This is a genomic window from Agrobacterium sp. 22-209-1 (assembly GCF_053522485.1).
On sequence record NZ_JBNWCH010000003.1, the window covers coordinates 47616 to 66532 of the forward strand.

An 18917-nucleotide genomic window follows, 5' to 3' on the forward strand; every position below is an offset into this window, starting at 1 on the left:
ACTTGAATCTCTTTCTCAAGATCGCCCGCGGCGCACTTTCCGGCCGGGACGCCGCAAACCCTAGCGCGTCGCGCGCTCGCGACGCAGCTTCGCCCACCAGTCGAGGCGCTTGCGGATTTCCCTTTCGAAGCCTCGATCCGGCGGATCGTAAAAGGTCGTGCGCCCCATCTTCTCCGGGAAGTAATCTTGCCCCGAAAAAGCATCCGGCTCATCATGGTCGTAACGGTAACCATCGCCATAACCCTCGCCCTTCATGAGCTTGGTTGGCGCGTTCAGAATATGTTTCGGCGGCACCAGCGAGCCGTTTTCCTTGGCCGCCCGCATGGCCGACTTGAAGGCGGTATAAACGGCGTTCGATTTCGGCGCGGTCGCGAGATAGACGCAAGCCTGCGCCAGCGCCAACTCACCCTCGGGTGAGCCGAGATAGTCATAGGCGTCCTTGGCGGCGTTGCAGACGGTCAAAGCCTGGGGATCGGCAAGGCCGATATCCTCAACGGCCATACGGACCAGCCGCCGCCCAAGATAAAGCGGGTCCTCGCCGGCATCGAACATGCGCGCGAGATAATAAAGTGCCGCATCCGGGTCCGAACCGCGCACCGACTTATGCAGCGCGGAGATGAGATTGTAATGGCCGTCCTGGCTCTTGTCGTAAACGGGCGCACGGCGCTGCACGATGCGCGTCAGCCCTTCGGTATCGAAGGTCTCGTCCTTGCGCGCCGCGCGCCAGACCTCCTCGGCAAGCGTCAGCACGGCGCGGCCATCGCCGTCGGCCATGCGGATCAGGCTGGCCCGTGCCTCTTCCGTCAACGGCAGGGACTTGCCCTCCGCCTCCTCGGCGCGCTTGAGAAGCTCGCTCAGGCTATCCTCGTCATGCGAGCGGAATGTCAACACACGCGCCCGCGACAACAGAGCGGCATTCAGTTCGAAAGACGGGTTTTCGGTGGTGGCGCCCACCAGAATAATGGTACCGTCCTCCATGACAGGCAGAAAACTGTCCTGCTGGGCGCGGTTGAAGCGATGAATCTCGTCTACGAAAAGCAGCGTCTGCCGGCCATTCATCCGCCGTGTGCGCGCCGCCTCGAAAACCTTCTTGAGATCGGCGACACCGGAAAAGATCGCCGAGATTTGCTCGAAAGCCAGCCCCGCTTCGCCGGAAAGCAACCGGGCAACCGTGGTCTTGCCGGTGCCGGGCGGCCCCCAGAAGATCATCGACCCCAGTGAGCCGCTATCGATCATGCGGCGCAGCACGCCCTCCTCGCCCGTCAGATGCGGCTGCCCGCTCACCTCCGCCAGCGTCTTGGGACGCAGACGATCGGCAAGAGGCCGCCGGTTGGCGACCTCGACGGGCACTTGCGGGGCGAAGAGATCGTCGCTCATCGCAGGAACTGCCGGATGCGCTGCCCGTCACGCAGGATTTCCACCCGCCAGAAGCCGGGATTGTCGTCCAGCGCCTTCTCGACAGCGGCGGTGGTGCCGATATCCGCGCCGTTCAGCGACAGGATCACGTCTTTCGGCTGGAAACCGACACGATAAGCCGGGGAACCGCGCTTCACATCGGTAATGACAACGCCGGTCACCTGCGACGGCATACGCAATTCATCGGCAAGCTTTGGCGAAAGATTGGCGACAGTCGCGCCGGCGAAGGGATTGCGCCCCTCAATCAGCCGTTCATCGCGCGGTGCGGTTTCCGGCGCGGTATCGAGCGCGATGGTCACCTTCTTCTCTTTCCCCTTGTCCATGACGGTCAGTTCGGCGGATTTGCCGATGCCGGCGGTCGTCAGGCGATAACCCAGCGCATCCGGATGCTCCACCTCGAAGCCGTTGACGGCGGTAACCACCTGCCCCGGCTCGATGCCCGCCTTCTCCGCCGGCCCACCCTTGATGACGCTGACGACCAGCGCGCCACGGGCGCGATGCAGACCAAGCGCCTCGGCGACATCCGATGTCACCGGATCGAAAGTTGCGCCGATATAGGGCCGCTGGAAGCTTGCATCGCCACGCTCGGCGGCAGCGACGAAAACCCGGACAAGATTGGCGGGAATGGCGAAACCGATGCCGTTCGAGCCGCCGCCCTTGGAGAAGATGGCCGTGTTGATGCCAATCAGCTCACCCGCCATGTTCATCAACGCACCGCCGGAGTTGCCGGGGTTGATGGAGGCGTCGGTCTGGATGAAGAAACCGAAATCGCCCTGCGTCACCTGGTTACGCGCAAGGCCGGAAACGATGCCGCTCGTCACCGTCTGGCCGACACCGAAGGGATTGCCGATGGCGAGCACCAGATCACCGACCTCGATCTTGTCAGAATTTCCGAGCGACAGTACCGGGAACTGTTCCTTCGCATCGATCTGCAGAACGGCGAGATCGACGCGATCATCCTTTAGCAGCACCTTTGACGAAAATTCACGCCCATCCGCCAGCGCCACCTTGATGTCATCGGCGCCGTCGATGACGTGATTGTTGGTCACCACGAGGCCGCCGGCGGTCACGATGACGCCGGAGCCGAGCGATGACTGCTTCTCCGTACGGTTCGGCATCTGCTGGCCGAAGAACTGTTCGAAGAAAGGATCACCAGCAAACGGCGACAGACGCCGTTGCACGACGCGTTCGGCATAAACATTCACCACCGCGCCTGCGGTGCGCTTGACCAGCGGCGCGAAAGAAAGCTGCATTTCCGTGTGGCTCGACGGCACGGTCCTGTTATCCTGCGCCGCAGCACCCACGGGCAGGAGAATGAGCGCGGCGAGAAAGCCGGTGGACAGATACTTCAACACGCTTCGCATGTGATTCCTCATCGTCATCAGTATGATGGAGTTATAACGTCAAAGCCTGTAAAGCAAAGAGCGGCAAGATGATGGCCGTCCTTTTCCAGGCATGATATCGGCGGGCGACATTGGAACCAACAGCGCCCCTTTTCGGTTTCACCGGCACCTGACTGCCCTTTAAAAGAGACGACCCATGCATCTGAAACCGATCCTCCTTGCCTGCGGCATCCTTTTCACATCCTCCCTCGTTTCACCGGCCAGCGCGGCAAGCTTCGATTGCGCCAAGCCCGATCTGGCGGCGGATGAAAAAGCGATCTGTGACAACCGCGCGCTGAACGACCAGGATGTGAAGATGGCCACCACCTTCGACATTCTGACCCAGTTGATGGCGATGGGCGCGCGTGACACTTTGCGCGACGAACAGAGCCAATGGCTGAAGCAACGCCAGGAATGCGCAGCCGATGTGGCTTGCCTGACGCGTTCTTACGAGGAACGTATGAAGCGCCTCGGGGAAGCCTTCCAGAGCATCAATCGACCGCTCTGACCGTTAAGCCTGCCCTCAGACCGCACGAATGATGTTTTCCAGGAGGCCATGCAGCTGGTCGCGATAGCCGGTTCTGGCGGAAGGAGCATCTTCCCGCGAGGTCATGACCACGGAAAGTCGTCTGGCGGGCACGATATAGAGCATCTGCCCGCCATAACCCCAGGCGTAATAGACAATCTCCCCCGCCATCTCCTTGATGAACCAGCAATACCCATAACCATCGCCATTGAAGACGGAATTGGTGCGCTGCTGCCAGGACTGGCTGATCCATTCCTGTGAGATGAGCCGCTCGCCATCAGGCGTTACGCCGCCAAGACGATAAAGCTCGCCAAAGGCCAGCAGGGAACGCGCCGTCATCGCCATCTGGTTGCCACCGAGATAGATGCCCTGCGGATCGCGCTCCCACCCGCCGATCGCGAACCCCTCAAGTGGCCGGAACCAGTCTCGGGCGAGAGAAAGCGTCGAGCGGCCGGAAGCCTTGGTCAATATCGCCGAGAGCAGATGTGTTGATGCCGTGGAATAGAGCATGCCGCCGCCGGGCTCCCCGGCAAAACCTGAACCCAGCGCCATCCTCACCCAGTTGCGGCTGGCGACCCAGCGGCCGTAATTCGGACCGGACATGCGCTCCAGACCGGATTGCATCGACAGGAGATGACCAATGGTGATCCGCTCCAGCCGCGGATCGGGGTTAGGCGGAAAATCTCCGCGCAGTACGGTCGCGACCGGCTGATCGGCGCCCGACAGAATCTTGCGGTCGATCGCCATGCCGACCAGCGCCGAGATGACCGATTTCGACGCCGACTTGATATTGGTGGAGCCGTTGAGGCTGGCACCGTGATAGGCGCGGCTTGCCACCTCTGCGCCATCGATGCTGACGATCACCGCCTTGAGGCTGGAAAGCGCCTCCGCCTGCCTCAGCAAAGGATCGAAACGGATATTGTTTCCGGCGTCCTGCGCCTGGGCAAGCCGAGCAAAAGGCAGCGACGCGATAAGGGTGAGTGCGGTTCGTCTTTTCATGATGCTGAGCTAGGAAGCAATACGGCGATGAAAAGAGGAAACGCCGCCAATCACTCCAATGTGACCTTACTTCAAGCGCCGGATTTGCAGACTGTCACTCGTAAATATCGCAGAATCCCCATGAAAACAATGTGTTGCCACGCATTCCGGAATCGAGATGCGAAGCGCTTGAATCAGTTTCTGATCTTGAGGACTATCGCCCTGCCATAAATACAAAAGACTGGAGAAAGATGCAGCAACTGAAATCGTCACGCCTTATCCTGCGATTTTTCAAAATGACGGACTCGCCACCGCTTGCCCGGTTGACGAACGACCCACTCATTTTGCGCAATCTGCTGCGCACGGCCTACCCTTTCGAACCTGATGATGCCCGGCGCCTCATCAGGCGCATTGCTGAGCGTCGGCTACCGGTATGGGCGGTGGATGATGGCAGGCTGCTCGGTCTCATCGGCCTTTCAGGCGAATTCGGCCTTTGGCTTGATCGTCGTGTTTGGGGAAAAGGCTACGGAGAAGAAGCCGGACGCCTCGTCATCGATTATGCTTTTCAGCACATGAGTATCGAAACCCTGCTAGCCAATCCCCTGTTTGACAACAGGGCGTCGCATCGCCTGCTGGAAAAGCTGGGCTTTGCCGCAACCGGCCGCGGAAATGCCTTTTGCACACAACGTGGGAAAATCGTGCCAATTCGACGTTATCGGCTCGATAAATAATGACAGGCATAAAAAGGCCGCCGTTTATCAGCGGCGGCTCTTTATTATCCCGCAAATCCGGAAATCACTCCGGCAGAATCCGCACAGCACCTTTGTCCGCGCTCGACGCAAAGGCCGCATAGGCCTTCAGTGCCGTCGTGACATTGCGCTTGCGTGGTGCTTCCGGCTTCCAGCCCTTTTCTTCCTGCTCGGCACGGCGCGATGCCAGTTCGGCATCCGGCACGCTGAGGTTGATCGTGCGGTTCGGAATGTCGATCTCGATCAGGTCACCCTGACGCACGAGGCCGATGGCGCCGCCCTGTGCCGCTTCCGGCGAGGCATGGCCGATGGAGAGGCCCGAAGTGCCGCCGGAGAAACGACCGTCGGTGATGAGCGCGCAGGCTTTGCCGAGGCCTTTGGATTTCAGGTAGCTGGTCGGATAGAGCATTTCCTGCATGCCCGGCCCGCCCTTCGGCCCTTCGTAACGGATGACAACGACGTCGCCCGCCTTGACCTCGTTGCCGAGAATGCCCTTCACGGCCGCGTCCTGGCTCTCGTAAACGACCGCCGGACCGGTGAATTTCAGAATGGATTCGTCCACACCCGCCGTCTTTACGATGCAGCCGTCGAGCGCGATGTTGCCATAAAGCACGGCGAGACCGCCATCCTTGGAGAAAGGCTTTTCGACCGAGCGGATGACGCCATTATCGCTGTCGGTATCCAGATCGTCCCAGCGCGAGGACTGGCTGAAGGCAACCTGCGTCGGTACGCCGCCGGGGGCAGCCTTGAAGAATTCCCGCACCGTCTCGCTGTTGGTGCGGGTAATGTCCCAGCGGTCGATGGCGTCGCCCAGCGTCGCTTCGTGCACCGTATAGGTATCGCGGTTGATGAGACCGCCGCGCTCCAGCTCACCGAGAATACGCATGATGCCGCCGGCGCGGTGTACGTCTTCCATGTGCACGTCCTGCTTGGCGGGCGCGACCTTGGAAAGGCAGGGAACCTTGCGGGAAAGACGGTCGATGTCTTCCATGCCGAAATCGACGCCGCCTTCATGGGCGGCCGCCAGAATATGCAGAACCGTGTTGGTGGAGCCGCCCATGGCGATATCAAGCGACATGGCGTTTTCGAACGCCGCCTTGTTGGCAATGGTGCGCGGCAGGACGGTTTCGTCCTCCTGCTCGTAGTAACGGCGCGCCAGATCGACGATCAGGTGGCCGGCCTCGACGAACAGGCGCTTGCGATCCGAGTGAGTGGCAAGTGTCGAGCCGTTGCCGGGCAGTGACAGGCCGAGAGCCTCGGTCAGACAGTTCATGGAATTGGCGGTGAACATGCCGGAACAGGAACCGCAGGTCGGGCAGGCGGAACGTTCGATGACCTTGACGTCTTCGTCAGAAATCTTGTCGTCGGCGGCAGCCACCATGGCGTCGACCAGATCAAGCGCGACCGTCTTGCCGTGCAGAACGACCTTGCCCGCTTCCATCGGGCCGCCGGACACGAAGACGGCGGGGATGTTGAGGCGCATGGCCGCATTCAGCATGCCGGGGGTGATCTTGTCGCAGTTGGAAATGCAAACCATGGCATCGGCGCAATGGGCATTGACCATATATTCAACCGAGTCAGCGATGATCTCGCGCGACGGCAGCGAGTAGAGCATGCCGTCATGGCCCATGGCGATACCGTCATCGACCGCGATGGTGTTGAATTCCTTGGCAACACCGCCGGCCGCCTCGATTTCGCGGGCAACCAGCTGGCCGAGATCTTTCAGATGCACATGGCCGGGCACGAACTGCGTGAAGGAATTGACCACCGCGATGATCGGCTTGCCGAAATCGCTGTCCTTCATGCCGGTGGCGCGCCAAAGGCCGCGCGCGCCCGCCATGTTGCGGCCGTGGGTTGTCGTTCTGGAGCGATAGGCTGGCATGGTGTTTTCCTCGATCTCTTGGGCAAAGACGCGTCTTCCGCAGCGCGGTCAAAACGGCCTCGGCCCTAATTTGCGGTTTTTCTAGCGCAAACCGTGAGCCCTGTCACTGTCACCTTGAGGCAAAACAGTACGGTTCGGTACGGTACGCTTTCTCTTCAGCGTGCTATCTGGCCGCGCCTTTCATCACAAATGCGCGATTTCCGCCGCTCCACCGTTGTTTTTCCGCAGATCGCTGAAACATAACTGTGCAGCGGCCGTATTGGCTATCATAGTCGATTTATCGCCGATGCACCCGGCTTTTGTGGAGGTTCCAATGCCCGCCTATCGTCCGCCCATCATCTCGGCAAATGAAATCACGCCGAAGAATATCTACCTGTCCAGACGTGGCTTCCTCGGCACGGCGGCGGGGCTGGCGGCAATCGGGCTGGCCGGGCGTGAGGCTGTTGCCGCGCCGCTTTCCGCAAAACCCGGCGCCTACAAGCTCGATGAGAAGCTCACCCCGCTCGACGCCGTCACCAGCTATAATAATTTCTACGAATTCGGCGTCGGAAAATCCGACCCGAAGGAAAATTCCGGCAAGTTCAAGCCGACCCCCTGGACTGTGAAGGTGGATGGCCTCGTTTCCAAACCGCAGGAATTCGGCATTGAAGACCTGATGAAATATCCTCTCGAAGAGCGCACCTATCGCATGCGCTGTGTCGAGGGCTGGTCGATGGTCATTCCGTGGATCGGCTTCCCGCTCGCCGCCCTTCTCGACAAGGTGGAGCCGCTTGGCAGCGCGAAATACGTGTCCTTCGAGACGGTTGTGCGGCCGGAGGAAATGCCCGGCCAGAGCGGCTTGTTCCAGCCTCTTTCATGGCCCTATGTCGAGGGCCTGCGTCTCGATGAAGCGCGCCATCCGCTCACCATCCTCGCCGTTGGGCTTTATGGCGAAACCCTGCCGAACCAGAACGGCGCGCCGATCCGCCTCGTGGTCCCGTGGAAATATGGTTTCAAGGGCATCAAATCCATCGTCCGTATTTCGCTTGTCGAGAAACAGCCGGAAACGACGTGGAAAAACTCCAATGCCCGCGAATATGGCTTCTACTCCAACGTCAATCCGCATGTGGACCATCCCCGCTGGAGCCAGGCGACGGAACAACGCATCGGCGAAGGCGGCTTTTTCGGCACGCAGAACCGCCCGACCCTGATGTTTAACGGTTACGACGAGGTCGCAAGCCTCTATGCCGGCATGGACCTGAAAGCGAATTACTGACCATGGCCTTAGCGCTGCCTCTTCCCTCGCTGCCGAAGCGTTACCAACCGGCAGCCATCTGGGCGCTGTATATCGCCGGCCTTTCTCCCGGTGTCTGGTATTTCTATCTCGCCGCAACCGGCGGCCTCGGCTTTAATCCGGTCAAGGAATTCGAGCACCTGCTCGGCATCTGGGCGCTGCGCTTCCTGTGTATCGGCTTACTGGTGACGCCGATGCGCGATCTCTTCAACATCAACCTCATCGCCTATCGTCGCGCTCTGGGGCTGATCGCCTTTTATTATGTGCTCGCCCATTTCACCGTCTATCTGGTGCTGGATCGCGGCTTGATCCTCAGCTCCATCGCAGGCGATATCCTGAAACGCCCCTATATCATGCTCGGCATGGCCGGCCTTCTCATGCTCATTCCTCTGGCGCTCACCTCCAACCGCTGGTCGATCCGCAAACTCGGCAGCCGCTGGAACACGCTGCACAAGCTTGTCTACCTCGTCCTCATCGTCGGCGTGCTGCATTTCGTGCTGGCGCGAAAATCAATCACGCTGGAGCCGGTGTTTTATATCACGACGATGGTGGTGCTGTTGGGGTATCGGCTGGTGCGGCCGACGATCATGGCTCGGAAACGCAGCAGGAAGGCCGCTGGCAGGCCTGTGCATCAATAGTGCAAAATTTAAGGCGGCTCATGGCGAATGGAGTTGCGTGGGGCCTGCCCCCCTCTGCCCTGCCGGGCATCTCCCCCTCAAGGGGGGAGATCCGCAAGACGCTCTACCGCCACTTCATCCGTAACGGTTGATATACTAGAGACTTTGCGGTGTCTCGATCTCCCCCCTTGAGGGGGAGATGCCCGGCAGGGCAGAGGGGGGTCAGCCACACGCACCGCCCTCAATGCAAAAAACCGCAAAACAAAAAAAGCCGGGCGATCTCTCGCCCGGCTTTTTAACTCGCGACGCCGGAAAGGCGTCAGATATTATGCAGCTTCGGCAGCAGCAGCTTCTGCAGCGACGCGAGCCTTGTCGGCTGCGCCCTTGGCGTCAACGTCGCGCTCGACGAATTCGATGACGGCGAGAGCGGCATTGTCGCCCTGGCGGAAGCCGGCTTTCATGATACGCAGGTAGCCGCCATTGCGGTTTGCGTAGCGAGCTGCGATCGCGTCGAACAGCTTGCGAACAGCGTCCTGATCCTTGATCTGCGAGATCGCCTGACGACGAGCGTGCAGGTCGCCCCGCTTGCCGAGGGTGACGAGCTTCTCAACGATCGGGCGAATTTCCTTCGCCTTCGGAAGCGTGGTGACGATCTGCTCATGGGTGATGAGCGAAGCAGCCATGTTGGCAAACATTGCCTTGCGGTGGCTGGCAGTTCTATTGAGCTTGCGGCCTGAATTACCGTGGCGCATTGCTATTCTCCTTCTACGCAGGTTCCTTCTCTAAGGCCTGCCGTTTCCTGGCACATGCAGATGACTTATCTGCTGTTTGACGGGGAAAGGCAGTCTTTGAGGTCTGCCTTCTTGTTTGTTAGTACTGGTCTTCGTAACGCTTTGCGAGATCTTCGATGTTCTCAGGCGGCCATGCCGGCACTTCCATACCGAGGTGCAGACCCATGGAAGCGAGAACTTCCTTGATTTCGTTAAGCGACTTGCGACCGAAGTTCGGCGTGCGAAGCATTTCGGCCTCGGTCTTCTGGATCAGGTCGCCGATATAAACGATGTTGTCGTTCTTCAGGCAATTTGCCGAACGAACGGACAGCTCGAGCTCGTCGACCTTCTTGAGAAGCGCCGGGTTGAACGCAAGTTCGGTAACCGATTCTTCTTCTGCTTCCTTCTGCGGCTCGTCAAAGTTGACGAAGACGCCCAGCTGGTCCTGAAGAATGCGAGCGGCGAAGGCAACGGCGTCTTCGCCGGAAACCGAACCGTTGGTCTCGATCGTCATGATCAGCTTGTCGTAGTCGAGAACCTGGCCTTCACGGGTGTTTTCCACCTTGTAGGACACTTTCTTGACCGGAGAATAGAGGCTGTCCACCGGAATGAGGCCGATAGGGGCATCTTCCGCACGGTTGCGCTCAGCCGGTACGTAACCCTTGCCGTTGTTGACGGTGAATTCCATGCGGATTTCAGCGCCATCGTCCAGCGTGCAGATCACGTGGTCGGGGTTCAGGATTTCGATGTCGCCAACCGTCTGGATGTCACCAGCGGTTACGGCACCCGGACCCTGCTTGCGCACGACCATGCGCTTGGAATCATCGCCGTCCATCTTGATGGCGATTTCCTTGATGTTGAGCACGATATCCGTCACATCTTCCCGAACACCGGGGATGGAGGAGAATTCGTGCAGGACACCGTCGATCTGCACGGCCGTTACAGCGGCGCCACGCAGAGAAGACAACAGAACGCGACGCAGCGCGTTGCCGAGGGTAAGACCGAAACCACGCTCCAGCGGCTCGGCAACCAGCGTTGCCTTGGTGCGGCTGGACGAGGTGAACTCGACCTTGTTCGGCTTGATAAGTTCCTGCCAGTTCTTCTGAATCATCTTTAAACCTTCCGTTCGCCGCCACCATCCAATCGTGACGGACCGAGCATGAAAACACCGAGAGGAACCAAATTCAGGGGTTCATCGGTGGGTTCTTGAGCGCAAGTCCGTCGATCGAAATCGACGCGCACACGCCAGATACACGAAAATTCCGCCAGACCGAAGGAAAGGCGGAATTTCCGAACCACGGTCGCGTCAGACGCGGCGCTTCTTGCGCGGACGGCAACCGTTGTGCGGGATCGGCGTGACGTCGCGAATGGAGGTGATCATGAAACCGGCAGCCTGCAGAGCGCGAAGTGCCGATTCACGGCCGGAACCCGGACCGCAAACTTCAACTTCAAGCGACTTCATGCCGTGTTCCTGAGCCTTCTTCGCGCAATCTTCAGCAGCGATCTGGGCAGCGAACGGAGTCGACTTGCGCGAACCCTTGAAGCCCTTGGCACCAGCAGACGACCAGGCAATAGCATTGCCCTGTGCGTCGGTGATGGTGATCATCGTGTTGTTGAAGGTCGAGTTGACGTGCGCGACGCCAGACGTGATATTTTTGCGTTCGCGACGACGGACGCGTGCGGCTTCCTTGGCCATTTTATACCTTTCATTGATCTCTTCACCGCCGTAACACCAGCGGCTACACCGGCGATCAGCCCTTCTGGAGCCTTACGCCAAACTCAGAAAGGCTGGCGCGGACTGCACCAGCCTCCCCTTTCCGGAGACCCGGAAAATTACTTCTTCTTACCAGCGATAGCCTTCGCCGGACCCTTGCGGGTGCGGGCGTTGGTGTGCGTGCGCTGACCGCGGACCGGAAGGCCACGACGGTGACGCAGGCCGCGGTAGCAACCGAGGTCCATCAGACGCTTGATGTTCATCGAGGTCTCACGACGCAGGTCGCCTTCGACCTGGTAGTCGCGGTCGATGGCTTCACGGATCTGAAGAACTTCAGCATCCGTCAGCTGATGAACGCGCTTCTCAGCCGGAAGACCGACCTTGTCCATGATTTCCTGCGCGAATTTCGGACCGATCCCGTGAATGTAGGTCAGCGCAATAACAACGCGCTTCGCAGTCGGGATGTTGACGCCAGCGATACGTGCCACGTCTCTTCTCCTTGGTTCCAGTTGCCATCCGGCAAGTGGTGATTCCATTTGAGCGGCCGAAAGACCGCCAGTTCAAATTGGTGTCCGTGACAAGTCAAAACGACTGAACCCGGATCTCCCTTCCCTAAGGGAAATCCGCGCCAGTCGCTTGGGATGTCGCGAGTTGGCGCGGTGTTTAACGGAATCAGCGCAAAAAAGCAACCGGCTCCGCCAAGATTCTTTTACGATCCAGAGGATCAGCCGCCTTTCGGAAATGGAAGATGGGCAAGAACGTAACGGCCCTCACCCATTCATTCTCTCGATCAGGCAGAGGCTTTCTCGAGAACGCGCTCGATGGCCTCAGTGACGGCATCGACATCAGCCATGCCATCCAGCGCCACAAGCTCGCCCTGCTCGCTGTAATAGGCAGACAGCGGCGCGGTCTTCTCGCGATATTCCGTAAGACGCTTGCGGAAAGCTTCCGGATTGTCATCCGAACGGACAGTGCCGCCAGCCGCGATGGTCTCAGCGACGCGGTTTTCGATTCGGCGAATCAACGCCTCTTCGTCCACCTTGAGTTCGATGACGGCGTCGAGAACCAGGTTCTTCTTGCGCATGTTGTCGGCAAGAGCCTTGGCCTGCGGAACGGTGCGCGGATAACCGTCGAGAATGAAACCCTTGGCACAGTCCGGTGCTTCGATGCGCTCGGAAACGATCTGATTGACGATATCGTCGGATACCAGCCCGCCGGCATCCATGACGGCCTTGGCGCGCTTGCCGATTTCGGTGCCCGCGCTGACCGCAGCGCGCAGCATGTCACCGGTGGAAAGCTGCGGGATCCCGTACTTGTCCGTCAGCCGCTTGGCCTGGGTTCCCTTGCCCGCACCCGGCGGACCCAAAAATATCAGTCTCATCGTCCCCTCTTTCCTCCACGCAACTTCGACTTCTTGATCAGGCCTTCATACTGCTGGGCGATCAGGTGACCCTGAATCTGCGCAACCGTATCCAGAGTTACACTGACAACGATCAAAAGCGAAGTACCACCAAGGGCTAATGGAATGCCCGTCCGTGCGATAAGTGTCTCAGGAAGGATACACACGAAGACCAGATAAATCGCGCCGACCACCGTGATGCGGGTCAGGACGTAATCAATGTACTCCGCGGTGCGCTCGCCCGGACGGATGCCCGGAATGAAGCCGCCATGCTTCTTGAGGTTATCTGCGGTGTCCTTCGGATTGAAGACGATCGCCGTATAGAAAAACGCGAAGAACGCGATCAGCAGGCCGTAGAGCGCCATGAACAACGGCTGTCCGTGCTGCAGCGACGCAATGATCGACGTCGCCCAGCCCGGCAGGTTGGTGTTTCCGGCAAAACCCGCAGCCGTTGCCGGCAAAAGCAGCAGCGACGATGCGAAGATCGCGGGAATGACGCCGGCGGTGTTGAGCTTCAGCGGCAAATGCGAGGTATCGCCCTGGAACATCCGGTTGCCGACCTGGCGCTTCGGATATTGGATCAACAGGCGGCGCTGCGCGCGCTCCACGAAGACGATAAGCGCGATGACGCCGATAGCGATGATGACGACCATCAGAATGAGAGGGGTCGACAGCGCGCCGGTGCGGCCAAGTTCCAGCGTGCCGGCCAGCGCCTTGGGCAGGCCCGCGGCAATGCCCGCGAAGATGATCAGCGAAATACCGTTACCGATACCGCGCGAGGTGATCTGTTCGCCGAGCCACATGAGGAACATCGTACCACCGAGCAGCGTGATGACGGTGGAGATGCGGAAGAACATGCCCGGATCCACCACGAGACCGTTGCCGCTTTCAAGCCCGACCGCAATACCATAGGCCTGCAGCGTGCCGAGCAGCACCGTACCGTAGCGCGTGTACTGGTTGATGATCTTGCGGCCGGCTTCGCCTTCCTTCTTCAACGCTTCGAGCGAGGGCACGACCGAGGTCATGAGCTGCACGATGATCGAAGCGGAGATGTAAGGCATGATGCCGAGGGCGAAAATCGCCATGCGCTCGACAGCGCCACCCGCAAACATGTTGAAAAGACCAAGAATACCGTTGGCCTGACCGCGGAAGGCCTGCGCATAGGCTTCGGGGTTCAGGCCCGGAAGCGGAATATGGGTGCCGAGACGGTAGACGAGAAGTGCGGCAAGAGTAAACCAGAGACGCTTTTTCAGATCCTCCGCCTTAGCGAAGGTCGAAAAATTCAGGTTCGAAGCCAGTTGTTCCGCTGCTGAAGCCATAAATTTCTCCGAATGACCCTTGCCAGCCAGCAACACCGGCCAATGCGGAAAGGTCTAAAAGATACTGGTCAAAACCGGGCTTCGGACGAATGCAGCTCTTGGCCGCCATCATGCCTCACCCTGTTTTTTATGTCCTATCCCCTCCCCTACGGAAGTTCAAGAACTGTGAGGCTCTCCCTGCGGCACTTTCTGCCGCAAGCGGGGCCAAGAAAGCACACCGCGAAGAGATTGCCCTGATGCTCTATAAATCGATTTAGATCGAAAGCAACAGTGGCCAGGGAGCGCAAACGCCCGGAGCGACATGCGCACCGGGCGTCTGAAGTTTATATATTACTCGGCGGCTTCCGCTGCAACAGCGAGAAGCTTGATCGAGCCGCCAGCCTTTTCGATCTTTTCGATCGCAGGCTTGGAAGCGCCGGCAACTTCGAAAGCGACCTTTGCCTTCAGCTCGCCGTCGGCGAGAATGCGTACGCCGTCCTTGGCGCGGCGGATAACGCCGGCAGCCTTGAGAGCAGCGGCATCGATCGTTGCGGAAGCGTCAAGCTTCTTGGCGTCGATGGCGGTCTGAATGCGGCCGAGCGACACAACAGCATATTCGGAACCGAAAATGTTGTTAAAGCCGCGCTTCGGCAGACGACGGTAGATGGGCATCTGACCGCCTTCGAAGCCGTTGATCGCGACGCCCGAACGAGCCTTCTGACCCTTCACACCGCGACCACCGGTCTTGCCCTTGCCGGAACCGATACCGCGACCTACGCGGATACGATCCTTGGAGGCGCCTTCGTTGTCTCTGATTTCATTGAGTTTCATGATAGGTTACTCCGTCTCACTTCTCGTCAACGACGCGAACGAGATGCTGGACCGCACGGATCATGCCGCGAACCGCAGGAGTGTCTTCCAGGGTGCGCTGACGATGCATCTTGTTGAGACCCAGACCGACCAGCGTCTGACGCTGGATTGCCGGGCGGCGAATAGGGCTGCCGATCTGTTCGACCGTAACAGTCTTCTTGGCTTCAGTAGTCTTCTTGGCCATGATCCAGCTCCTTATTCTTCAGAAGCGTTGCCGGAAGCGGCACGGCGAGCCTGAAGGGTCGCATACTTCAGACCGCGCTGTGCAGCGATGTCCTTCGGGTGAACCTGATGCTTCAGAGCGTCGAACGTAGCACGAACCATGTTGTACGGGTTCGACGAACCGGTCGACTTTGCAACAACGTCATGAACGCCGAGCGTTTCGAAAACGGCGCGCATCGGACCACCGGCGATGATACCGGTACCGGCCTTGGCCGAACGCAGCAGAACCTTGCCTGCGCCGTGACGGCCATTGACGTCGTGATGCAGCGTGCGGCCATCGCGCAGCGGAACGAAGATCAGATCGCGCTTTGCGCTTTCCGTTGCCTTGCGGATCGCTTCCGGAACTTCACGAGCCTTGCCGTGACCGAAGCCAACGCGGCCCTTCTGGTCGCCAACGACGACGAGAGCGGCGAAGCCGAAGCGACGGCCACCCTTAACAACCTTTGCAACGCGGTTGATCGCGACCAGCTTGTCGACGAATTCGCTATCGCGCTCTTCACGGTTCTGGCGGTCGTCGCGAGAACCTCTTTTTTCCTGTGCCATTGTCCTTGTCCTTTTTCTTTTACGGGTGGAACGGCAAACGAAAAGACCAGCGGCCTCGAGAACGAGATCCGCATGGTCCGGTGAAATTCCGCCCGGATCGATGCCCGGGCGGAAAAAACTTAGAAGTTCAGACCGCCTTCGCGGGCAGCTTCAGCCACGGCCTTGATGCGGCCATGATAAATGAACGCGCCACGGTCGAATACGACATCCTTGACGCCGGCCTTGACGCCACGCTCGGCAACCAGCTTGCCGACAACAGCCGCTGCTGCAACGTCGGCGCCGGTCTTGAGCGAACCGCGCAGATCAGCTTCGAGCGTGGAGGCAGACGCAAGCGTCTTGCCAGCAACGTCATCGATGATCTGGGCATAGATGTTCTTCGACGAGCGATGAACCGACAGGCGCGGACGGCCGTTGGCAACCGCCTTGATCTGGCGGCGCACACGGCTCGCGCGACGTGCAAGTGCTTCTTTCCTGCTAGCCATTTCGCGTGATCCTTACTTCTTCTTGCCTTCTTTGCGGACAATACGCTCTTCAGCGTACTTCACGCCCTTGCCCTTGTAGGGCTCGGGACCGCGGTATTCACGGATTTCCGCGGCTACCTGGCCAACCTGCTGCTTGTTGATGCCGGAAACGATGATTTCCGTCGGCTTCGGAACGGCAATGGTGATGCCGACCGGAGGCTCGTAAACAACGTCATGGGAAAAGCCGAGAGCCAGCTGCAGGTTCTTGCCCTGCATGGCGGCACGGTAACCAACGCCGTTGATTTCGAGCTTGCGCTCATAGCCGTCCTTAACACCCTTGAAGATGTTCTCGATCATCGTGCGGGACATGCCCCACTTCGAACGAGCTTCCTTGGTGCCGTTAGCCGGCGTTACGGAAACGCCGTTATCTTCGAGCTTCAGCTGAATGTCGTCGTTAGCGACGAAAAACAGTTCACCCTTCGGGCCCTTAGCAGTAACCTTCTGGCCGTCGACATTGGCCGTCACACCTGCTGGAACCGGAACGGGCTTTTTACCGATACGAGACATTATTCAATCCTGTCTGTTCGTTATGGAGATCCTGCTCGGGTCTTAGAAGACCGAGCAAAGAACCTCGCCACCAACGTTCTGTTCGCGAGCCTGGTGATCGGCCATCACGCCCTTCGGGGTCGAAAGGATGGTGATGCCGAGGCCGTTCGCGACCTGCGGAATGGACTTTACCGAGACATAAACCCGGCGGCCCGGCTTGGAAACGCGGCCGATCTCACGGATCACCGACGCACCTTCGTAGTACTTCAGCTCGATGGTGAACTCGGACTTGCCGTTTTCAAAATCGACCTTGGAATAACCGCGAATGTAGCCTTCAGACTGCAGCACGTCGAGAACGCGTGCGCGCAGGCTGGAAGCAGGCGTGCTTACCGAAGACTTACGGCGAGCAGCACCATTGCGGATGCGGGTGAGCATATCACCCAAAGGATCAGTCATGGTCATGTGCCCGTCTCCTTACCAGCTCGACTTGACAATGCCCGGCACCTTGCCGGAATTGCCCAGCTCACGAAGCGCGATACGCGACATCTTGAGCTTGCGATAGAACGCGCGCGGACGGCCCGTTACTTCGCAGCGGTTGCGGATACGCGTCTTCGAGCCGTCACGCGGCAGCGAAGCGAGCTTCAGAGTGGCCTTGAACCGGTCTTCGATCGGAAGGGACTGGTTCATCACGATCGCCTTGAGAGCAGCGCGCTTGGCAGCCTGCTGGGCGACCGACTTGCGGCGGCGCTTGTTCTTTTCAACTGCGCTTGTTTTCGCCATATCGGAGTTCCTTTTCTACGCTCGTCGTTACGGTTAGTGACGGAACGGGAAGTTGAACTCTGTCAGCAGAGCCCGAGCTTCGTCGTCCGACGTCGCCGTCGTGCAAACGATGATGTCCATGCCCCACATCTGATCAACCTTATCGTAGTTGATCTCAGGGAACACAATGTGTTCCTTGATGCCCATGGCGAAGTTGCCACGGCCGTCAAAGCTCTTCGGGTTCAGACCCCGGAAGTCGCGAACGCGCGGCAGCGCGATGTTGACCAGACGATCAAGGAATTCGTACATGCGGGCGCCACGAAGGGTAACCTTCGCACCGATCGGCATGCCTTCGCGAACCTTGAAACCAGCGATCGAGTTGCGAGCGCGGGTAACGACCGGCTTCTGGCCGGCAATCGCAGCCAGATCACCGGCAGCGATCGTGGGCTTCTTGGAATCGGCAGTCGCTTCGCCAACGCCCATGTTGATCACGATCTTTTCAAGCTTCGGGATCATCATGACGTTTGCGTAGGAGAACTTCTCCTGCATGGCGCCACGGATACGGGAAACGTATTCCGTCTTGAGACGCGGCTCGTACTTATCAGCCATCGATCACTTCTCCCGAACGCTTGGCCACGCGGACCTTCTTGCCATCCACAACAGAGAAGCCAACGCGGGTCGGCTTGCCATCCTTGTCGACGATGGCGATGTTGGAGATGTGCAAGGATGCTTCCTTGTTGATGATGCCGGCTTCCTGAGCCTGGGTCTGGCGCTGGTGACGCTTCACCATGTTCACGCCACGCACAACGGCACGGTCTTCTTTCGGCATTACCTGGATTACTTCGCCGGTACGGCCCTTGTCCTTACCGGTCAATACGACAACCTTGTCGCCTTTACGAATTTTCTGCATCGCATACGCTCCTTACAGTACTTCCGGAGCCAGCGAGATGATCTTCATGTGGTTCTTGGCGCGAAGTTCGCGCGGAACCGGTCCGAAGATACGGGTGCCGATGGGCTCTTTCTTGTTGTCGATAAGAACGGCTGCGTTATTATCGAAACGGATGACGCTGCCGTCAGCGCGGCGGATGTCCTTGGCGGTGCGCACGACAACCGCCTTCATCACGTCGCCCTTCTTGACGCGGCCGCGCGGAATAGCTTCCTTGATGGAAACGACAATAATGTCGCCAACAGAAGCATATTTGCGCTTCGAGCCGCCCAGCACCTTGATGCACATGACACGACGTGCGCCGGAATTATCCGCCACGTCGAGGTTTGTTTGCATCTGAATCATGTCAGGTCGCCTTCTTGTTGTTACCGGAACGGTTGGGCAAACTCTCCCGAGCGAGCCCCCTGCCCCAGCTTATGAATGTCTCTTTTTTTGCGCGGAAAAATCGTGACAGGGTGGTTTCCCGAAGGACCTTCCGTGCGCATCAAAGCAAAAGACGCCCGGGTCACGAGCGTCCTTGCGCTGCTTCATACAGGAATTCGCGCCAAGTGCAAGACACAAGGCGC

Annotated in this window: 25 protein-coding genes; 4 read left to right on the forward strand and 21 right to left on the reverse strand. The window is 59.1% G+C overall.

What is annotated here, in order from left to right:
* Window positions 1-60 precede the first annotated feature (60 nt).
* On the reverse strand, window positions 61-1377 hold the full coding sequence (locus ACQZ48_RS08055) for a replication-associated recombination protein A (RefSeq protein ID WP_077983826.1): 1317 nt from the start codon (window positions 1375-1377) through the stop codon (window positions 61-63).
* Window positions 1374-2780, reverse strand: a complete 1407-nt coding sequence (locus ACQZ48_RS08060) for a DegQ family serine endoprotease (protein ID WP_077983827.1) — start codon at window positions 2778-2780, stop codon at window positions 1374-1376. The genes ACQZ48_RS08055 and ACQZ48_RS08060 overlap by 4 nt, the downstream gene beginning before the upstream one ends.
* A 175-nt stretch (window positions 2781-2955) precedes the next feature.
* Here ACQZ48_RS08060 and ACQZ48_RS08065 point away from each other — a divergent pair, with 175 nt between their 5' ends.
* Entirely contained in the window at window positions 2956-3306 is a 351-nt protein-coding gene (locus ACQZ48_RS08065; RefSeq protein WP_077983828.1) for a lysozyme inhibitor LprI family protein, read from the forward strand.
* A 15-nt stretch (window positions 3307-3321) separates the two neighbouring features.
* Here the strand turns inward: ACQZ48_RS08065 and ACQZ48_RS08070 are convergent, their stop codons facing one another.
* Window positions 3322-4323: a serine hydrolase domain-containing protein gene (locus ACQZ48_RS08070; protein WP_191217960.1), complete on the reverse strand. Its 1002-nt coding sequence runs from the start codon at window positions 4321-4323 to the stop codon at window positions 3322-3324.
* Window positions 4324-4553: 230 nt separating this feature from the next.
* Between ACQZ48_RS08070 and ACQZ48_RS08075 the strand changes: the two genes are divergently transcribed.
* Window positions 4554-5033, forward strand: coding sequence for a GNAT family N-acetyltransferase (locus tag ACQZ48_RS08075; protein WP_077983830.1), 480 nt, complete (start codon window positions 4554-4556; stop codon window positions 5031-5033).
* Window positions 5034-5097: 64 nt separating this feature from the next.
* Here ACQZ48_RS08075 and ilvD read toward each other — a convergent pair whose 3' ends face one another.
* On the reverse strand, window positions 5098-6933 hold the full coding sequence (ilvD, locus tag ACQZ48_RS08080; protein ID WP_077983831.1) for a dihydroxy-acid dehydratase: 1836 nt from the start codon (window positions 6931-6933) through the stop codon (window positions 5098-5100).
* 313 nt (window positions 6934-7246) lie between these two features.
* On the opposite strand from ilvD, the gene msrP reads away from it, so the two are divergent.
* Window positions 7247-8188 (forward strand): protein-methionine-sulfoxide reductase catalytic subunit MsrP, encoded by a 942-nt coding sequence (gene msrP, locus ACQZ48_RS08085; protein WP_142911490.1) that lies wholly within the window; start codon window positions 7247-7249, stop codon window positions 8186-8188.
* Window positions 8189-8190: 2 nt separating this feature from the next.
* A complete protein-coding gene (gene msrQ, locus ACQZ48_RS08090; protein WP_137410635.1) occupies window positions 8191-8844 on the forward strand; it encodes a protein-methionine-sulfoxide reductase heme-binding subunit MsrQ in 654 nt (217 codons plus the stop codon).
* 305 nt (window positions 8845-9149) lie between these two features.
* Here msrQ and rplQ read toward each other — a convergent pair whose 3' ends face one another.
* The 17 genes from rplQ to rplN form a co-directional block, all read right to left on the reverse strand.
* A complete protein-coding gene (rplQ, locus tag ACQZ48_RS08095; RefSeq protein WP_003521014.1) occupies window positions 9150-9575 on the reverse strand; it encodes a 50S ribosomal protein L17 in 426 nt (141 codons plus the stop codon).
* Window positions 9576-9693: 118 nt separating this feature from the next.
* On the reverse strand, window positions 9694-10704 hold the full coding sequence (locus ACQZ48_RS08100; RefSeq protein WP_003495228.1) for a DNA-directed RNA polymerase subunit alpha: 1011 nt from the start codon (window positions 10702-10704) through the stop codon (window positions 9694-9696).
* A 195-nt stretch (window positions 10705-10899) separates the two neighbouring features.
* Window positions 10900-11289, reverse strand: a complete 390-nt coding sequence (rpsK, locus tag ACQZ48_RS08105; RefSeq protein ID WP_003495225.1) for a 30S ribosomal protein S11 — start codon at window positions 11287-11289, stop codon at window positions 10900-10902.
* Window positions 11290-11426: 137 nt separating this feature from the next.
* Window positions 11427-11795 carry a 30S ribosomal protein S13 gene (gene rpsM / locus ACQZ48_RS08110; protein WP_035263425.1) on the reverse strand — a complete coding sequence of 123 codons (369 nt, stop codon included), beginning with the start codon at window positions 11793-11795 and terminating at the stop codon, window positions 11427-11429.
* A gap of 302 nt (window positions 11796-12097) precedes the next feature.
* Complete coding sequence (locus ACQZ48_RS08115) at window positions 12098-12688, reverse strand: adenylate kinase (RefSeq protein WP_077983834.1); 591 nt, start codon at window positions 12686-12688, stop codon at window positions 12098-12100.
* Window positions 12685-14025 carry a preprotein translocase subunit SecY gene (secY, locus tag ACQZ48_RS08120; protein ID WP_077983846.1) on the reverse strand — a complete coding sequence of 447 codons (1341 nt, stop codon included), beginning with the start codon at window positions 14023-14025 and terminating at the stop codon, window positions 12685-12687. Before secY ends, ACQZ48_RS08115 begins: the two co-directional genes overlap by 4 nt.
* Window positions 13970-14137 (reverse strand): hypothetical protein, encoded by a 168-nt coding sequence (locus tag ACQZ48_RS08125; protein WP_165691255.1) that lies wholly within the window; start codon window positions 14135-14137, stop codon window positions 13970-13972. Before ACQZ48_RS08125 ends, secY begins: the two co-directional genes overlap by 56 nt.
* Window positions 14138-14355: 218 nt before the next feature.
* Window positions 14356-14835 (reverse strand): 50S ribosomal protein L15, encoded by a 480-nt coding sequence (gene rplO / locus ACQZ48_RS08130; RefSeq protein ID WP_077983835.1) that lies wholly within the window; start codon window positions 14833-14835, stop codon window positions 14356-14358.
* 16 nt (window positions 14836-14851) lie between these two features.
* A complete protein-coding gene (gene rpmD, locus ACQZ48_RS08135; protein ID WP_003495212.1) occupies window positions 14852-15058 on the reverse strand; it encodes a 50S ribosomal protein L30 in 207 nt (68 codons plus the stop codon).
* Window positions 15059-15069: 11 nt separating this feature from the next.
* Window positions 15070-15639 (reverse strand): 30S ribosomal protein S5, encoded by a 570-nt coding sequence (gene rpsE / locus ACQZ48_RS08140; RefSeq protein WP_003495208.1) that lies wholly within the window; start codon window positions 15637-15639, stop codon window positions 15070-15072.
* Window positions 15640-15758: 119 nt separating this feature from the next.
* Window positions 15759-16121 (reverse strand): 50S ribosomal protein L18, encoded by a 363-nt coding sequence (rplR, locus tag ACQZ48_RS08145; protein ID WP_003516127.1) that lies wholly within the window; start codon window positions 16119-16121, stop codon window positions 15759-15761.
* 12 nt (window positions 16122-16133) lie between these two features.
* Complete coding sequence (gene rplF / locus ACQZ48_RS08150; protein ID WP_003495204.1) at window positions 16134-16667, reverse strand: 50S ribosomal protein L6; 534 nt, start codon at window positions 16665-16667, stop codon at window positions 16134-16136.
* A 42-nt stretch (window positions 16668-16709) separates the two neighbouring features.
* The gene (gene rpsH / locus ACQZ48_RS08155; RefSeq protein WP_004442588.1) at window positions 16710-17108 is read right to left on the reverse strand and encodes a 30S ribosomal protein S8; all 399 of its coding nucleotides are present in this window, start codon (window positions 17106-17108) and stop codon (window positions 16710-16712) included.
* 12 nt (window positions 17109-17120) lie between these two features.
* Window positions 17121-17426: a 30S ribosomal protein S14 gene (gene rpsN, locus ACQZ48_RS08160; RefSeq protein ID WP_003507785.1), complete on the reverse strand. Its 306-nt coding sequence runs from the start codon at window positions 17424-17426 to the stop codon at window positions 17121-17123.
* Window positions 17427-17459: 33 nt separating this feature from the next.
* Complete coding sequence (gene rplE, locus ACQZ48_RS08165) at window positions 17460-18014, reverse strand: 50S ribosomal protein L5 (RefSeq protein ID WP_003495201.1); 555 nt, start codon at window positions 18012-18014, stop codon at window positions 17460-17462.
* Complete coding sequence (gene rplX / locus ACQZ48_RS08170; protein WP_003495200.1) at window positions 18007-18315, reverse strand: 50S ribosomal protein L24; 309 nt, start codon at window positions 18313-18315, stop codon at window positions 18007-18009. Before rplX ends, rplE begins: the two co-directional genes overlap by 8 nt.
* A 12-nt stretch (window positions 18316-18327) precedes the next feature.
* Window positions 18328-18696 (reverse strand): 50S ribosomal protein L14, encoded by a 369-nt coding sequence (gene rplN / locus ACQZ48_RS08175; RefSeq protein ID WP_003495199.1) that lies wholly within the window; start codon window positions 18694-18696, stop codon window positions 18328-18330.
* Between the last annotated feature and the right edge of the window lie 221 nt (window positions 18697-18917).

Coding starts and splice junctions, on each gene's coding strand:
- ACQZ48_RS08055 (WP_077983826.1), bottom strand. CDS start 1,377: ATGAGCGACGATCTCTTCGCCCCGCAAGTGCCCGTCGAGGTCGCCAAC.
- ACQZ48_RS08060 (WP_077983827.1), bottom strand. CDS start 2,780: ATGCGAAGCGTGTTGAAGTATCTGTCCACCGGCTTTCTCGCCGCGCTC.
- ACQZ48_RS08065 (WP_077983828.1), top strand. CDS start 2,956: ATGCATCTGAAACCGATCCTCCTTGCCTGCGGCATCCTTTTCACATCC.
- ACQZ48_RS08070 (WP_191217960.1), bottom strand. CDS start 4,323: ATGAAAAGACGAACCGCACTCACCCTTATCGCGTCGCTGCCTTTTGCT.
- ACQZ48_RS08075 (WP_077983830.1), top strand. CDS start 4,554: ATGCAGCAACTGAAATCGTCACGCCTTATCCTGCGATTTTTCAAAATG.
- ilvD (WP_077983831.1), bottom strand. CDS start 6,933: ATGCCAGCCTATCGCTCCAGAACGACAACCCACGGCCGCAACATGGCG.
- msrP (WP_142911490.1), top strand. CDS start 7,247: ATGCCCGCCTATCGTCCGCCCATCATCTCGGCAAATGAAATCACGCCG.
- msrQ (WP_137410635.1), top strand. CDS start 8,191: ATGGCCTTAGCGCTGCCTCTTCCCTCGCTGCCGAAGCGTTACCAACCG.
- rplQ (WP_003521014.1), bottom strand. CDS start 9,575: ATGCGCCACGGTAATTCAGGCCGCAAGCTCAATAGAACTGCCAGCCAC.
- ACQZ48_RS08100 (WP_003495228.1), bottom strand. CDS start 10,704: ATGATTCAGAAGAACTGGCAGGAACTTATCAAGCCGAACAAGGTCGAG.
- rpsK (WP_003495225.1), bottom strand. CDS start 11,289: ATGGCCAAGGAAGCCGCACGCGTCCGTCGTCGCGAACGCAAAAATATC.
- ACQZ48_RS08115 (WP_077983834.1), bottom strand. CDS start 12,688: ATGAGACTGATATTTTTGGGTCCGCCGGGTGCGGGCAAGGGAACCCAG.
- secY (WP_077983846.1), bottom strand. CDS start 14,025: ATGGCTTCAGCAGCGGAACAACTGGCTTCGAACCTGAATTTTTCGACC.
- ACQZ48_RS08125 (WP_165691255.1), bottom strand. CDS start 14,137: ATGATGGCGGCCAAGAGCTGCATTCGTCCGAAGCCCGGTTTTGACCAG.
- rplO (WP_077983835.1), bottom strand. CDS start 14,835: ATGAAACTCAATGAAATCAGAGACAACGAAGGCGCCTCCAAGGATCGT.
- rpmD (WP_003495212.1), bottom strand. CDS start 15,058: ATGGCCAAGAAGACTACTGAAGCCAAGAAGACTGTTACGGTCGAACAG.
- rpsE (WP_003495208.1), bottom strand. CDS start 15,639: ATGGCACAGGAAAAAAGAGGTTCTCGCGACGACCGCCAGAACCGTGAA.
- rplR (WP_003516127.1), bottom strand. CDS start 16,121: ATGGCTAGCAGGAAAGAAGCACTTGCACGTCGCGCGAGCCGTGTGCGC.
- rplF (WP_003495204.1), bottom strand. CDS start 16,667: ATGTCTCGTATCGGTAAAAAGCCCGTTCCGGTTCCAGCAGGTGTGACG.
- rpsH (WP_004442588.1), bottom strand. CDS start 17,108: ATGACCATGACTGATCCTTTGGGTGATATGCTCACCCGCATCCGCAAT.
- rpsN (WP_003507785.1), bottom strand. CDS start 17,426: ATGGCGAAAACAAGCGCAGTTGAAAAGAACAAGCGCCGCCGCAAGTCG.
- rplE (WP_003495201.1), bottom strand. CDS start 18,014: ATGGCTGATAAGTACGAGCCGCGTCTCAAGACGGAATACGTTTCCCGT.
- rplX (WP_003495200.1), bottom strand. CDS start 18,315: ATGCAGAAAATTCGTAAAGGCGACAAGGTTGTCGTATTGACCGGTAAG.
- rplN (WP_003495199.1), bottom strand. CDS start 18,696: ATGATTCAGATGCAAACAAACCTCGACGTGGCGGATAATTCCGGCGCA.